Here is a 13438-nt window from a genome sequence, read left to right as displayed (position 1 = left end):
CTTTCGGGAAAACTTAACCGTAAAATCTTGACGAGAAGTTTCATGGTTGCGCCGCGCGCGGCCGGCCGGCTGTTTTCGCGGCGGCAAAAACAAAACGGCCGGCGCTCGCGGCGCCGGCCGTTTGAAATCAGCAGACGCTGACGATCAGTTGCGAACGGTGATGCAGGAGATCTCGGCGCGCTTCAGCGTCTTGCAAGCCGCCTCGGCCTGATCGCGCTCGAGGCCGGCAAAGCGGGCGCGATAGAGCTTGCGATTATCCTTGGCGACCACCTCGGTGAACGGATCCGCCTTGCTGAGCAGGCCGCGAGCGGAGCTGCGCGCCAGGTCGATGCGCTTGTTGGCCTCGCCCTCGGACTCCAGCGCGCCAACCTGGATGATCCAGCCGGTATGCGCGGCGCTCGGCTTGGCCGCGCTGGTCGGCGGGGCGGCCTGCACGCTGCGGGTTGCAGGTTCGATCGACGCCACGGCCTGCGGCGCCGGGGTAGCGGGCGCATGGACGGCCGAGGCCGGCAGCACGCCGAGGATGCCGTTGCCGGTGCCGAAATTGGCCGGCTGCGGCGGCATTTCCGGCCTCGAGGTCTCGGCGGCCCGCGCCATCATCGCATTGGAGGTCTCGGGGACCTCGCCGCGCGAGGGGATCGTGTTGGTGATCGGAGGCGCGGACTGCGCGGGGCCGGCCGCGGCGAGCTTGATCTGGCCGGCCTTGACCTGCACCGTCTTCACCTTGACCGGCTTCATCGGTTCAGCCGAGCCGGGGATCGCGGCGATCGGCTGGGTCTGGATCACGCCTGAGGTCAGCGGCGCCGGCTCGGGCTTGGCCTGCGGCTCCGGCTTGGCCGGAAGCGGCGGCAGCGCGGCAGCGGCCGCCGCCATCAGCGAGGGCTTGCTGGCCGGGCGCGGCGCCTGGATCGCGGCAGCTGCAGAGGCGGGCTCCGATGCCGCGACCGGCGAAGTGTCCGGCGCACGCGCATTATCCGCGTCGGCGACCTCGACATTGGCGTCGGCCGGATTGCGTTCGGTGATCGCTGCGGCAGTGCGGGTGGTCGCGGCCTTCGCGACGTTCTCGGCGAGCAGGTTGCGCATGATGGCGTCACGCGAGCCGCCGCTGCGGCCGCCAAGCACCACGCCGACCAGGAAGCGATTGCCGCGGCGCATCGAGGTCACGAGGTTGAAGCCGGACGCGCGGGTGTAGCCGGTCTTGATACCGTCAACGCCCTCGACGTTGCCGAGCAGATGGTTGTGGTTGCGGATCGATTGGCCGCGGAAGTTAAACACCGAGGTCGAGAAGTAGCGGTAATAGCGCGGGAAGCGGTCCTGGATCGCGCGGCCGAGGGTCGATTGATCGCGCGCCGTCGTCACCTGCTCATCGTTGGGCAGGCCGGAGGCGTTGCGATAAACGGTCCGGCTCATGCCGAGCGCGCGGGCCTTGCGGGTCATCATCCGGGCGAAATCGTCTTCGCTGCCGCCGATCGCCTCGGCGATCACGACCGCGGCGTCATTGGCGGAGCGGGTGACCAGGCCCTTGATGGCGTCTTCGACCTTGATGGTCGAGCCGGGCCGCAGGCCGAGCTTGGTCGGGTCCTGTTCGGAGGCGTGCTCGGACACCGGCATTTCGGTGTCGAGCTTCATCTTTCCGGAATCGAGGCGCTCGAACAGCAGATAAAGCGTCATGATCTTGGTCAGCGAGGCGGGGTGGCGCAGGCCGTCGGGACTGGTGGCGGTCAGCACCGAACCGGTGTTGCCGTCGACGATGATCGACGCGAATTGCGGGCTGTAGCTCTCGCGCGCTTCCTGGCTGTGGTGGTGACGGGCGTAGTGGCGCCGGTGACGGCGCGCCTCGGCGCTATCACTCGTGATCAGGATCGCCGTCGTGACGGTCACGAGCCCAAGAACGCCAACTCGCAGCGCCCGCGAGGAGGCCAAGGTTGTTCGAAGCATCTACTTCCCCGTCCCAATTTCTATCTAGATCACTGGCTCGTGAGGCGAAATTGTGCCCAGCGGCCATCGATCCTTGCCTGCGCAACAAACCACTTCGGGCAGAACCATCGGCCCACGTGGCGGCTCAGGTCGCTCTTCTAGCTAAGGTGTTGTTCACAAACAGCTTTCGAGGCTGTCTGTCGGAAGGCGAACAAAGTCCGGGAATCAGGTTAGGCGGACCGAGTTTCCAAAAGATTAAGCAACCGTTGCGTAGTCCCCCGGGGTTTATCGCGAATGCCGGAGATTCGGGGCTGTGTGATTGTGCGATGCACAATATTCATTGACTCTATTGTGCGATGCGATATGGCTATCGGCGTCAGGGGGCCGGGAGCTTCCCGGCAATGGGAATTTGCGCCTTCAAGTCTGGGAAAAGGAATTCCATCCATGGTCAAGATCGAAGACATTCAGAACTACGGCAAAGAGCATTTCGAGTCGGTCACCGCGTCGGCGAACAACCTGCAGAGCGGCGTTCAGGCCATCGCTACCGCCTATGGCGACTATGCCAAGAAGTCCTTTGAGGACACCAAGTCGTTCGTCGAGAAGCTGTCGGGCGTGAAGTCGCTGGACAAGGCGCTCGAGGCGCAGACCGAGTACCTGCGCTCGTCCTACGAGACCTTCGTTGCGGAATCGCAGAAGATCGCCGGGCTGTACAGCGACTGCGCCAAGCAGACCTTCAAGCCCTATGAGGGCCTGGTCTCCAAGTTCGCGCCCGCCGCTCAGTAAGCGCAGCGGACCAAGACAAGCGAAAAGCCCGGCCGTTTGGCCGGGCTTTTTTGTTGTGCCTGAGGTGGGCGACTATTTGGCCAGCCGCAGCTTCGAGATCTGCGTGAGAATATTCTGAAAGGCGTCAGCCGTCTGACCGGCTGACGTGATCATCTGGAAGTTGCCGTCGGTCGCGCAATCCTGCAGCACCTGCGATTTCGGGTCCGCGTTGTTGATGTTCACCTGAATCGTGAAGATTGTGATGCTGCTGGTCGGATCGGCCTTGACGTTCGAACACAGCAACTCTTGCCGAGTGTCAATGTCCGACTGGGTCGTGCTCCACCGGTTTTGGGTGTTCAGTCCGTCGGACAGCAGGACGATATAGTCCTTGTATGCGTAGTTGCTCTCTTTCGGCGGTGCCGTGATCGGCGGGTTTGCGGTGTTCAGCGACAGCCATCCCCACGCCAGCCCCACCGCCTGATTGGTGTTGCCGCTTGGATACATATTGTCGATCTGGGTTTTGAGCGTGCTCCACTGGTTGCTCATTGGCGTCACCGTGCCGGGAAGACAATCCGCGAACTGCTCGGCATAGAACTGCGTGGACGGCGTCCCGCTGCCGGAGGAGGGGCCCGTATTCTTCGTATCGTAGTCCTGATCGCGATCGTTCACGCAGCCGGTCCACGTGCTGTGGCTGGGTGCGGCTGCCGCGGTCGCGGTGGTACCGTCGCCGCGCCAGAGGTGAGAATACGTCGTCGGCGTGCTGCAGACTCTGCTGCTGCCGCTCCCGGAGCAGGTGCAATTGCTGGTCGAGCCGCAGCTTGCGCCGGAGCCGGAAGCCACGGTCGTGCCCGGCACGGTAACAGTCGTGTAGCACCCGTTGTAGTAGATGCTGGTCTTGCCGGGTAGCTTTCTGCCGCTGTCCATGCTGGGGCAGATGTAACCTGCATACGTGCCGCTCGAGGGGATTGTGCTCGTGCTTCGGGCACCGCTCACGGTCGCTGGCCGGTCCGTGCACGTAAAGCCGTGCGTCTTGTTCGTGAACGGGCAATCCGATCCTGCTTGGATCGTGTTCCAGCCGCTCGGATAGTTGTTCTTGAGAATCGGCGGCTCACCCTCCCACTCCGTCCAATTCAACCAAGACTGGTTCAGATTCGACGGATCAACATTCACATCCTTCGAGAACGGAATGATCGAAATATAAACATCGCCGGTCTGCTTGTTGTACGTCGACAGCGTATCGATCATGCTTTTGGCAGCGGATTGGAGTGCTGCCATCTTGCCGTTCTGGGCCATTGATCCGGTGTTATCGAGCACCATCGCGACACGCATACGGGTGTTGCCCCATGTGGTGGTCGTCGAGCTTTTGAAACCCAGCGTCGGAAAACCGGCCAGCTGCATGAAATCGGATTTGATGTGGCCGGATCCGCCCAGCAGAATGTTGGCCGCCGCGCCAGAGGTCGGGGTGGTATAGTTGGCCGTGACGGAAATGCCCTGGCCGTCCTTGTTGGTGTAAAGCGCCGTGAAATAGGTCTGCGCCTTGCTCGGGATGTCCGCGGCCGTGATGTTGCCCATGGTCAGATCCTTGGACAGCATCAGCGCGGTCGAATCGAGCGCCGCCTGCATCGCGGAGCGGGCGTTGTTGGCGCGGGTATAGTCGATCGCGGCTCCCACGAAAGCGAGGAGCGGCAGCATTGCGAAGGTGAAGATCACCGCGACATTGCCGTTATTTGCCCTGGAGAACCGGCGAGCAACCGCACAGACGCGATCGGAAATGGCTGAACCAAGCATGGCACTCTCGTCGAAATGGATTGCGGTGGCATCTCGACCGGCGCCGCTAAACAGATGGTGAATCGGGCGCGGGAAACCCGGCAGGGTGGCGCGGGGGAGGCTCAAAAGCCGGGCAAAAGCGCTCGCTATCCTCAATGACGTCTAAATTGGCGGCCCGGCTCCTTTGTCAAATCGGGCAGAAATGATTAACCTTCGAGGGTTGCCGCGCCGGGAATCGGACCGGTGGGCCGCGCCGGGTCTGCGCTTGCGGCAGGGCCTCGCGAGGCCCATATTCGGGAAGTCGATCCGGCCGCCGGATCGGACCGGGAGCGGCAATCTGGAAAGCATTGCTGGGGGTTCCGCGATCAGTCTTGCGGCAATCGCGACCACCATCCAATTGCCATCCGGTTTCCCGCCATCCGGCTTCCCTTGGGGAATTCGAACGCCTGAGCCATGTTGCGATCCACGTTGACAGTCCCGATTTCCGAGCCGGTTTCGTCGATGCCGGCGGTGGCCGCCGCGCCGGCGCCGAAAATGAACAATGACGACAACCGCAATGGGGCGGGCAGCGGCCCGTCGACCTCGGTCATCACCAAGGTCAAGCCGAAGACCAAGCGGCCGAACCTGTACCGCGTCCTGATCCTGAACGACGACTACACGCCGATGGAGTTCGTCGTTCATGTGCTGGAACGATTCTTCAACAAGGACGCCGAGGCGGCGACCAAGATCATGCTGCACGTTCATCACCACGGGATCGGCGAGTGCGGCGTTTTTACCTACGAGATCGCCGAGACCAAGGTGACGCAAGTCATGGACTTCGCGCGCAAGCACCAGCATCCACTGCAGTGCGTGATGGAAAAGAAATAGGTCGCTGGAACGACTGACCCGCCGCGAGGCGCGGAACGGGTCTTGCATCGCGGTTTTTGATGGTGGTGAACGGCGTTCCCGTACGATCACGGGCGTCGCCGCGCGACGCCCCGATGCCCCGAATTTAGAAGAAAACCATCATCGCGGGACCGGTCTTTCGCCACGATCCGTCGTAACTATATCAAAGGCGATCACGAAGGTTGTTATTGCCTGACCCGGTAATGGCGATCATGATGGCAGGGGGCCATAGAGGACGCGAATGCCAACTTTTTCCCAAAGCCTTGAACAATCGCTGCACCGTGCGTTGGCGATCGCAAACGAGCGCCACCATCAATACGCGACGCTCGAACATCTGCTGCTGTCGCTGATCGATGACTCGGATGCGGCGGCTGTGATGCGGGCCTGCAGCGTCGATCTCGACAAGCTCAGGACCAGCCTCGTTAATTATCTCGAGACCGAATTCGAAAACCTGGTGACTGACGGCGCCGATGACGCGAAGCCGACCGCCGGGTTCCAGCGCGTGATCCAGCGCGCAGTGATTCATGTCCAGTCGTCCGGTCGCGAGGAAGTGACCGGCGCCAACGTCCTGATCGCGATCTTCGCCGAGCGCGAGAGCCATGCCGCGTACTTCCTGCAGGAGCAGGACATGACGCGCTACGACGCCGTCAACTACATCAGCCACGGCATCGCCAAGCGGCCCGGCGTGTCCGAGGCGCGACCGGTGCGCGGCGTCGACGAGGAAACCGAGGCCAAGGGCAACGAGGACGCCAAGAAGAAGGGCGAGGCGCTCGAGACCTACTGCGTCAACCTCAACAAGAAGGCGCGCGACGGCAAGATCGATCCGGTGATCGGCCGCAATGCCGAGATCAACCGTGCGATCCAGGTGCTGTGCCGCCGCCAGAAGAACAACCCGCTGTTCGTCGGCGAAGCCGGCGTCGGCAAGACCGCGATTGCCGAAGGCCTCGCCAAGCGCATCGTCGACAGCGATGTGCCGGAAGTGCTGGCGGCCGCGACCGTGTTCTCGCTCGACATGGGCACGCTGCTTGCGGGCACCCGCTACCGTGGCGATTTCGAGGAGCGGCTCAAGCAGGTCCTGAAGGAGCTGGAGGCGCATCCGAACGCTATCCTGTTCATCGACGAGATCCACACCGTGATCGGCGCCGGCGCCACCTCCGGCGGCGCGATGGATGCGTCCAATCTGCTGAAGCCCGCGCTGGCTTCGGGCACGATCCGCTGCATGGGCTCGACCACCTACAAGGAATACCGTCAGCACTTCGAGAAGGACCGCGCGCTGGTGCGGCGCTTCCAGAAGATCGACGTCAACGAGCCGACGGTGGAAGACGCAATCGCGATCCTCAAGGGCCTGAAGCCCTATTTCGAGGATTACCATCGGCTGAAATACACCAATGAGGCGATCGAGGCGGCGGTGCAGCTGTCGTCGCGCTACATCCACGACCGCAAGCTGCCCGACAAGGCGATCGACGTGATCGACGAGTCCGGCGCGGCGCAGATGCTGGTCGCCGAGAGCAAGCGCAAGAAGACGATCGGCATCAAGGAGATCGAGACCACGATCGCGACCATGGCGCGGATCCCGCCGAAGAGCGTGTCGAAGGACGATGCCGAGGTGCTGAAGCATCTCGAGCAGACCTTGAAGCGCACGGTGTTCGGTCAGGACAAGGCGATCGAGTCGCTGGCGGCGTCGATCAAGCTGGCGCGAGCCGGCCTGCGCGAGCCGGAGAAGCCGATCGGCAGCTATTTGTTCTCGGGTCCGACCGGCGTCGGCAAGACCGAGGTGGCGAAGCAACTGGCGGCGTCGCTCGGTGTCGAGCTGCTGCGCTTCGACATGTCCGAATACATGGAGCGGCACACCGTGTCGCGCCTGATCGGCGCACCTCCCGGCTATGTCGGTTTCGACCAGGGCGGCCTGCTCACCGATGGCGTGGACCAGCATCCGCATTGCGTCGTGCTGCTCGACGAAATCGAGAAGGCGCACCCGGATCTCTACAACGTGCTGCTGCAGATCATGGATCATGGCCGGCTCACCGACCACAACGGCAAGCAGGTCAACTTCCGCAACGTGATCCTGATCATGACCACGAATGCCGGCGCGGCCGATCTTGCGCGGCAGGCCTTCGGCTTCACCCGCTCGAAGCGGGAAGGCGACGATCACGAGGCGATCAATCGCCAGTTCGCGCCGGAGTTCCGCAACCGGCTGGATGCGATCGTCTCCTTCGCGCACCTCAATGCCGAGGTGATCGGCATGGTGGTCGAGAAGTTCGTGCTGCAACTCGAGGCGCAACTCGCCGACCGCGACGTCACGATCGAGCTGTCCGAGCCTGCAAAGGCCTGGCTGATCGAGCACGGCTATGACGAGCAGATGGGCGCACGTCCGATGGCGCGCATCATCCAGGAACACATCAAGAAGCCGCTCGCGGATGAGGTGCTGTTCGGTCAGCTCAAGGGCGGCGGACACGTCCGCGTCATCCTGGTCAAGGACGAGGCGACTGCCAAGGACAAGATCGGCTTCGAATATGTCGAGGGCCCGGTCACGCCGAAGCCCGAGAACCTGCCGCCGCGCAAGCGCAAGCCGCCGAAGGGCGGTCCCAACGGCGGCGGAGGCGGCACCAAGGGGCCGGCCTCAAAGGGGCCGATGGTCAAGGTCTGAGGCGCGAGCGAACAACCAAACGAAAAGGCCGGCTGAACAGCCGGCCTTTTGTTTCTGGCGGTGGGAGGCGCGTCTCCGCGCCTTCACTCGCCCTTCAGCCGCTGACCCTCCTGGACCCGCACCCGGTCGGCGCCGCGGCTGCCGGCGGAGGACAGCCGGAGCGTGCTGAGCGCAGCTCCCACGACGGCAAAGCCGACGCCGACCATCAGCGAGATCCGGGTGCCGTCAGCCGGATAGCGCGCCAGCAGCAGCGCCACCAGAGCGGCGCCGATGGTCTGTCCGAGCAGGCGCGCGGTCCCTAACATGCCGCTGGCGCCGCCCGAGCGCTCGCGCGGAGCGGCGGCGATCATGGTGCGGTTATTCGGGGTCTGGAACAGGCCGAAGCCGGCGCCGGCGAGCGCCATGCGCCAGATCACGTCGATCGGCGTCGCGTTGGCCGGCATCAAGGCCAGCGTGCCCAATCCCGTCGCGAACAGCAGCAGGCCGATGCCGCCGAGCAGGCCGGCCGGATAGCGTTCCACCAGCCAGCCCGCGAGCGGGGCCGCGAACGCGACCGCGATCGGCCACGGCGTGATCAACAGGCCGATCTGAACCGCCGAATATCCGAAATGGTTTTCCAGATAGAACGGCATCGCGACAAAGGCCAGCATCTGGCCGCAGAACGAGGCGATCGAGGTGCCGATCGAGAGTGCGAAGATCGGAATCCGCAGCAGGTCGACGGGCAGCAGTGGCGAGGGCAGATGCTGCTGCCGCCGGTACAGCAAATGCGAGGCGACCGCGGCGACAGCGAACTCCAATGCGCAGAGATACAGCGACCCGCCATGGCCGGCGCTGTCGATCGCGCTGATGCCGAACCCGAACGCGATGGCGCTCAGCGCGGCGCTCTGCCAGTCGAAGGCGTGAACCGCCGGCCTGGTGTGCGGCAGGAAGCGCCAGCCCAGCGCCAGCGTGACGATACCGAGCGGGACATTGATGGCGAACAGATACGGCCAGGTCCCGACCGCCAGGATGAACGAGGCGATGGTCGGGCCGACCGCGGCCGAGATCGCGACCACCAGCGCGTTGACGCCGATGCCGCGGCCGAGCAGCGAATGCGGATAGATGAAGCGGACCAGCGCGGTGTTGACGCTGAGGATGCCTGCAGCGCCAAACCCCTGCAGGATGCGGGCGACCGTCAGCAGCGGCAGGGTGTGCGACAGCGCGCAGAACAGCGAGGCCAGCGTGAACAGCAACAGCCCCGCCAGATAGACGCGGCGGTAGCCGATGATTTCGCCGAGAGAGGCCAGCGGCAGCAGCGAGATCGTGATCGCCAATTGATAGCCGTTGACGATCCAGATCGAGAACGCGGGGCTAGCGTTCAGATCCCGGGCAATGGTCGGCAACGCAACGTTGGCGATCGAGCCGTCGACGACGGCCATCACGAGGCCGAGCGCGATCGTGAGAATGGCCCAATTGCGCTGCGGCTGCGGCAGCCCGTCGGGATGCTCAATGATCGCGGACGACATGTCGTGGAGTGGCTCTCGGTTCCGGCGTTGCGGGGGTTACCGCATGCTGGATTAGCCCGGCCTTTGCAACCCCGAATGCCGGATGCCGGCCGCGACTGGAACGAGGGCTCCGAGCCGAGGCGGCTCAGCCCTGGCCGAGCAATTCATTGATGCGCCGCTGAAGCTGCCGCTTCTTGATCTCGCTGCGGCGGACCCGCTCGTCGAGATCGCTGACCGGCGTGTCGGAGGTCATGATCCGGAAGGCGAGGCCGACCTTGTTAGCCTGGCGCCAGATCAGGCGGGCCAGGAACGAGCGGCCCTTGCGTGCGACGCTGAGATTCATCTCTTCGGGCAAGTGCGCGGCATCGCTAAATTCAACGCAGGCACCGCCTTCGCTGATATTGCGGACGACGCAATCCATCGTCGAGCCGCGTCCATTGATCTCCGCAACCGCACCATAGAACACCTTCTCGCGTACGTTCTGGCGCCGGTCCTGCATGGGAAATCCTCCAAATGAACGGCACGACTGTACCGGTCCGCCCCAGCGAAAAGAAGGGCGCCGGGGAACCCGTTGCAGTTAGTGTAAATATTTGCATCCGTGAGGGCGTGGATTCCCGGCTATTTTGCGCCGCAAGAGACCTATGGCTTCCCTCAAAAGCTTTAGTTCGGCAGCCGGCTTTGCCGCCAATCGCGCGGCGACAGGCCGTAATGGTCGCGGAACACGCGGCCGAAATGCGAAAGATCGTTAAAGCCCCAGGCGAATGCGATCTCGCCGATGTGGCGATGCGCGTGCGCCGGCGAGGCGAGGTCGCGCTTGCAGCGCTCCAGCCGCTGCGCCAGCACGAAGCGCTGGAACGAGGTGTCCTCGTCGGCCAGCAGGCTGTTGACGTAGCGCGGCGAGATGCCGAGCGCTGCGGCGGTCTCGGTGAGGTTGAGCTCGGCGTTCGGCAGATGCGCGAGCACATGCGCCTTCAGGCGGTAGAGCAGCGCGGAGCGGTGGGTCGAGGCGGGCAGCGCGGCGCCGCCGAGCCGCTCGCTCATCGCCATCGCGAGCAGGTCGGCGGCCTGGTCGGCGAGGCGGATCGCGTTGTCAGGATCGAGCTTGTCGGCGATCTCGGAGAGCCCCGCGATGAACTGCCAGGCGAGCCGCTGCACGGGACGATCCGATGTGAACGTGGTCGCAGTTAAGCCCTGGGTGCCGGCGAAGCGCCGGTGCAGCATGGCGCGCGGCACCTGGAAGATGGTTTGCGTGAAGTCGGCGTTGAAGCGCAATTCATAGGGCCGGGTGGTGTCGTAGAACGCGAACTCGCCCGGTTGGATCACGGTCTCGCGGCCGTCCTGCAGCACGGCGCCCGCGCCACTCCGGCCGAAGGCGAACAGAACAAAATCCTCGCTGGCGCGAGCGATCCGCGACGGGGTACGCAGCACCCGTTGCCGGCTCGACGAGACGACCGAGCATTTCACCGCGCCCAGCTGCGCGCTGGTGATGGCGCCGTGGAAGGCGGTGCCGAGGTCGGACTTGCAGTCGAGCTGCACGAACACGTCGCAGACGATGTCCTGCCAGAGCGCAAGGCGCCGATGGGTGGGCGCGTCTTCCGTGGTGAACAGGGCCGGCATGATTTCCTCCCTTCACGAGTGCAAACGCTGGCCACGCAAACAAAGCAAGCTTCATACCGGGGACGGCCGGGGAATCTCCTCCGCAGTCGAATTTTCCTTCCGTCCTGGTCGAACGGCGTGCCCGGTCCCGGGGCAGCATGATGTCAGAGGCCGCCATGGCCGATCAAGCACGAACCGGCCGGAAGCGTCGGCCGCGAGGAGGACATCATGGGCATCGAACATCCGAAATACCGCGTTGCGGTGGTGCAGGCCGCACCAGCCTGGCTCGACCTCGACGCCTCCATCGCCAAGTCCATCGCGCTGATCGAGGAGGCCGCCGCCAAAGGGGCGAAGCTGATCGCGTTCCCCGAGGCGTTCATCCCCGGCTATCCCTGGTACATCTGGCTGGACTCGCCGGCCTGGGCGATCGGGCGCGGTTTCGTGCAGCGCTATTTCGACAACTCGCTGAGCTACGACAGCCCGCAGGCCGAGAAGCTTCGGCTCGCGGTCAAGAAGGCCGGCATGACCGCGGTGCTCGGCCTGTCCGAGCGCGACGGCGGCAGCCTCTATCTCGCGCAATGGCTGATCGGGCCCGACGGCGAGACCATTGCGAAGCGGCGCAAGCTGCGGCCGACCCATGCCGAGCGCACCGTCTATGGCGAGGGCGACGGCAGCGACCTTGCCGTGCATGACCGTCCCGGCATCGGCCGGCTCGGCGCGCTGTGCTGCTGGGAGCATCTGCAGCCGCTGTCGAAATACGCGATGTACGCCCAGAACGAGCAGGTCCATGTCGCGGCCTGGCCGAGCTTCTCGCTGTACGATCCGTTCGCGCCGGCGCTCGGCTGGGAGGTCAACAACGCGGCCTCGCGGGTCTATGCGGTCGAGGGCTCATGCTTCGTGCTGGCGCCCTGCGCCACGGTCTCGCAGGCGATGGTCGACGAGATGTGCGACCGCGACGACAAGCACGCGCTGCTGCATGTCGGCGGCGGACACGCCGCGATCTACGGGCCGGACGGCAGCGCGATCGCCGAGAAGCTGCCGCCCGAGCAGGAGGGCCTGCTGCTCGCCGATATCGATCTCGGCGCGATCGGGATCGCCAAGAACGCCGCCGATCCGGCCGGGCACTATTCGCGCCCCGATGTCACGCGTCTGCTGCTGAACAAGAAGCCTTCGAAGCGCGTCGAGCATTTCGCGCTGCCGCTCGACAGCCTTGAGGAGATCGACGCGGCCGCGAGCTGAACAGACTACGGGCATGATCTTTTCGGAAAACCGCTTCGCACTTTTCCGGATCATGCCTTGGGCGACATCCAACCGGAGGCGACTGCCATGGAATCCGCCATTCCTTCTCATCTGCAGACAGCCCGGTCGCGTCATCGGCGTGTGCCCGACGATTACGCGCCGCCTTATCCGTCCTTCGTTGCGCGCCACAAGCCCGCGATCACGCGCGTGATCATGGCCTATTTCGGCGTGCAATATCGCGGTGAGCGGAGCGCGGCGGCGAACGAGGCGCTGGCATCGATCGCAAAACGCTTTGCCGGCGAGAACGGCCCGACGCATTGGGACCGCGCGCAATATGTCGACCAGGCCGGCTTCACCAACGTCGTCTCGGTCGCCTATTGGGACGATGCCGGGCGCTTCGACGCCTGGTTCGACGGCGCGCGCGAGGCCTGGACCGGCGGCGGCGCCACTGAGGGCGTCGGCCGCTTCATCGAGGTGCTGCGGCCGCATGTTGCGCGCTACGAGACGCTGTTCTCGTCGCTCGGCCGTCCGGAGGGCGTCGCGGTGCTTGCCGACGGCATGAGCGGCGAGGTGCAGGAGCACGCCTATTGGGGCGGTATGCGCGACCGTATCCCGCTGTCGCAGACCGACGCGATGACGCCGGGCGGCGAGCCGCGCGTGATCCGCGACGGCGCACGCATCCGTGTGGTCGCGCATGACAATCTCTGCCTGATCCGCTCCGGACAGGACTGGAGCGACACCGAGGCATCGGAGCGCAAGATGTATCTCGACGATGTCGAGCCGGTGTTGCGTGAGGGCATGGATTTCCTGCGCGACGACGGCGTGCCGATCGGCTGCTATGCCAACCGCTACATGCGCGTTGTCGATGCGGAGGGCAGGCCAACCGAAAAATCCTACGGCCAGAGCTGGTGGAAGAGCCTCGCGGCGCTGGAGCGGTGGGCGGAATCGCACCCGACCCATGTCAGGATTTTTGGCGCGGCGATGAAGTATCTCTCGACCTTGGGGCCGAACGCCAAGCTCAGGCTGTATCACGAGGTCACGGTGGCAGGCGCCGACGAGCAGTTCTTCGAGTATCTCGGCTGCCATGAACGGACCGGCATGCTCACCGCCGTACAGGTCGCCCGAGCGACGACACCTTGAG

The 13438-nt window shown here is 64.5% G+C and carries 11 protein-coding genes; 5 read left to right on the top strand and 6 right to left on the bottom strand.

The window, feature by feature from the left end:
• Positions 1–144: 144 nt before the first annotated feature.
• Positions 145–1938, bottom strand: a complete 1794-nt coding sequence (locus ACVIHF_RS17810; protein ID WP_253608333.1) for a serine hydrolase — start codon at positions 1936–1938, stop codon at positions 145–147.
• A gap of 423 nt (positions 1939–2361) precedes the next feature.
• Here ACVIHF_RS17810 and ACVIHF_RS17805 point away from each other — a divergent pair, with 423 nt between their 5' ends.
• Entirely contained in the window at positions 2362–2700 is a 339-nt protein-coding gene (locus tag ACVIHF_RS17805) for a phasin family protein (protein ID WP_016844841.1), read from the top strand.
• A 72-nt stretch (positions 2701–2772) separates the two neighbouring features.
• Here the strand turns inward: ACVIHF_RS17805 and ACVIHF_RS17800 are convergent, their stop codons facing one another.
• Positions 2773–4467 (bottom strand): TadE/TadG family type IV pilus assembly protein, encoded by a 1695-nt coding sequence (locus tag ACVIHF_RS17800; RefSeq protein WP_253608334.1) that lies wholly within the window; start codon positions 4465–4467, stop codon positions 2773–2775.
• A gap of 344 nt (positions 4468–4811) precedes the next feature.
• Complete coding sequence (locus tag ACVIHF_RS17795) at positions 4812–4988, bottom strand: hypothetical protein (RefSeq protein WP_176936713.1); 177 nt, start codon at positions 4986–4988, stop codon at positions 4812–4814.
• Here ACVIHF_RS17795 and clpS point away from each other — a divergent pair.
• Positions 4981–5313: an ATP-dependent Clp protease adapter ClpS gene (gene clpS / locus ACVIHF_RS17790; RefSeq protein ID WP_028336409.1), complete on the top strand. Its 333-nt coding sequence runs from the start codon at positions 4981–4983 to the stop codon at positions 5311–5313. The two genes, ACVIHF_RS17795 and clpS, sit on opposite strands and share 8 nt — an antisense overlap.
• 259 nt (positions 5314–5572) lie before the next feature.
• The gene (gene clpA, locus ACVIHF_RS17785; protein WP_253608335.1) at positions 5573–7978 is read left to right on the top strand and encodes an ATP-dependent Clp protease ATP-binding subunit ClpA; all 2406 of its coding nucleotides are present in this window, start codon (positions 5573–5575) and stop codon (positions 7976–7978) included.
• 83 nt (positions 7979–8061) lie between these two features.
• On the opposite strand, the gene ACVIHF_RS17780 is transcribed toward clpA, so the two are convergent.
• From ACVIHF_RS17780 to ACVIHF_RS17770, 3 genes are all read right to left on the bottom strand, one after another.
• A complete protein-coding gene (locus ACVIHF_RS17780) occupies positions 8062–9483 on the bottom strand; it encodes an MFS transporter (RefSeq protein WP_253608336.1) in 1422 nt (473 codons plus the stop codon).
• A gap of 124 nt (positions 9484–9607) precedes the next feature.
• Positions 9608–9961 carry a PilZ domain-containing protein gene (locus ACVIHF_RS17775; RefSeq protein ID WP_229160680.1) on the bottom strand — a complete coding sequence of 118 codons (354 nt, stop codon included), beginning with the start codon at positions 9959–9961 and terminating at the stop codon, positions 9608–9610.
• Between the two features lie 161 nt (positions 9962–10122).
• Positions 10123–11079, bottom strand: a complete 957-nt coding sequence (locus ACVIHF_RS17770) for an AraC-like ligand-binding domain-containing protein (RefSeq protein ID WP_456792402.1) — start codon at positions 11077–11079, stop codon at positions 10123–10125.
• 207 nt (positions 11080–11286) lie between these two features.
• On the opposite strand from ACVIHF_RS17770, the gene ACVIHF_RS17765 reads away from it, so the two are divergent.
• Together ACVIHF_RS17765 and ACVIHF_RS17760 are read left to right on the top strand one after the other, a co-directional pair.
• Positions 11287–12297 carry a carbon-nitrogen hydrolase family protein gene (locus ACVIHF_RS17765; protein WP_253608338.1) on the top strand — a complete coding sequence of 337 codons (1011 nt, stop codon included), beginning with the start codon at positions 11287–11289 and terminating at the stop codon, positions 12295–12297.
• An 87-nt stretch (positions 12298–12384) separates the two neighbouring features.
• Positions 12385–13437, top strand: coding sequence for a phenylacetaldoxime dehydratase family protein (locus tag ACVIHF_RS17760; RefSeq protein ID WP_253608339.1), 1053 nt, complete (start codon positions 12385–12387; stop codon positions 13435–13437).
• Position 13438 lies beyond the last annotated feature (1 nt).

It is taken from the genome of Bradyrhizobium sp. USDA 4506 (genome assembly GCF_054058795.1).
The sequence above is the reverse complement of the archived record's forward strand: the minus strand, read 5'-3'. Positions and strand labels throughout refer to the sequence as shown.

Excerpts from the sequence above, each read along its gene's own strand:
- ACVIHF_RS17810 (WP_253608333.1), bottom strand. The coding sequence starts at position 1,938 with ATGCTTCGAACAACCTTGGCCTCCTCGCGGGCGCTGCGAGTTGGCGTT.
- ACVIHF_RS17780 (WP_253608336.1), bottom strand. The coding sequence starts at position 9,483 with ATGTCGTCCGCGATCATTGAGCATCCCGACGGGCTGCCGCAGCCGCAG.
- ACVIHF_RS17800 (WP_253608334.1), bottom strand. The coding sequence starts at position 4,467 with ATGCTTGGTTCAGCCATTTCCGATCGCGTCTGTGCGGTTGCTCGCCGG.
- ACVIHF_RS17760 (WP_253608339.1), top strand. The coding sequence starts at position 12,385 with ATGGAATCCGCCATTCCTTCTCATCTGCAGACAGCCCGGTCGCGTCAT.
- clpA (WP_253608335.1), top strand. The coding sequence starts at position 5,573 with ATGCCAACTTTTTCCCAAAGCCTTGAACAATCGCTGCACCGTGCGTTG.
- ACVIHF_RS17765 (WP_253608338.1), top strand. The coding sequence starts at position 11,287 with ATGGGCATCGAACATCCGAAATACCGCGTTGCGGTGGTGCAGGCCGCA.
- ACVIHF_RS17775 (WP_229160680.1), bottom strand. The coding sequence starts at position 9,961 with ATGCAGGACCGGCGCCAGAACGTACGCGAGAAGGTGTTCTATGGTGCG.
- ACVIHF_RS17805 (WP_016844841.1), top strand. The coding sequence starts at position 2,362 with ATGGTCAAGATCGAAGACATTCAGAACTACGGCAAAGAGCATTTCGAG.
- ACVIHF_RS17770 (WP_456792402.1), bottom strand. The coding sequence starts at position 11,079 with ATGCCGGCCCTGTTCACCACGGAAGACGCGCCCACCCATCGGCGCCTT.
- clpS (WP_028336409.1), top strand. The coding sequence starts at position 4,981 with ATGAACAATGACGACAACCGCAATGGGGCGGGCAGCGGCCCGTCGACC.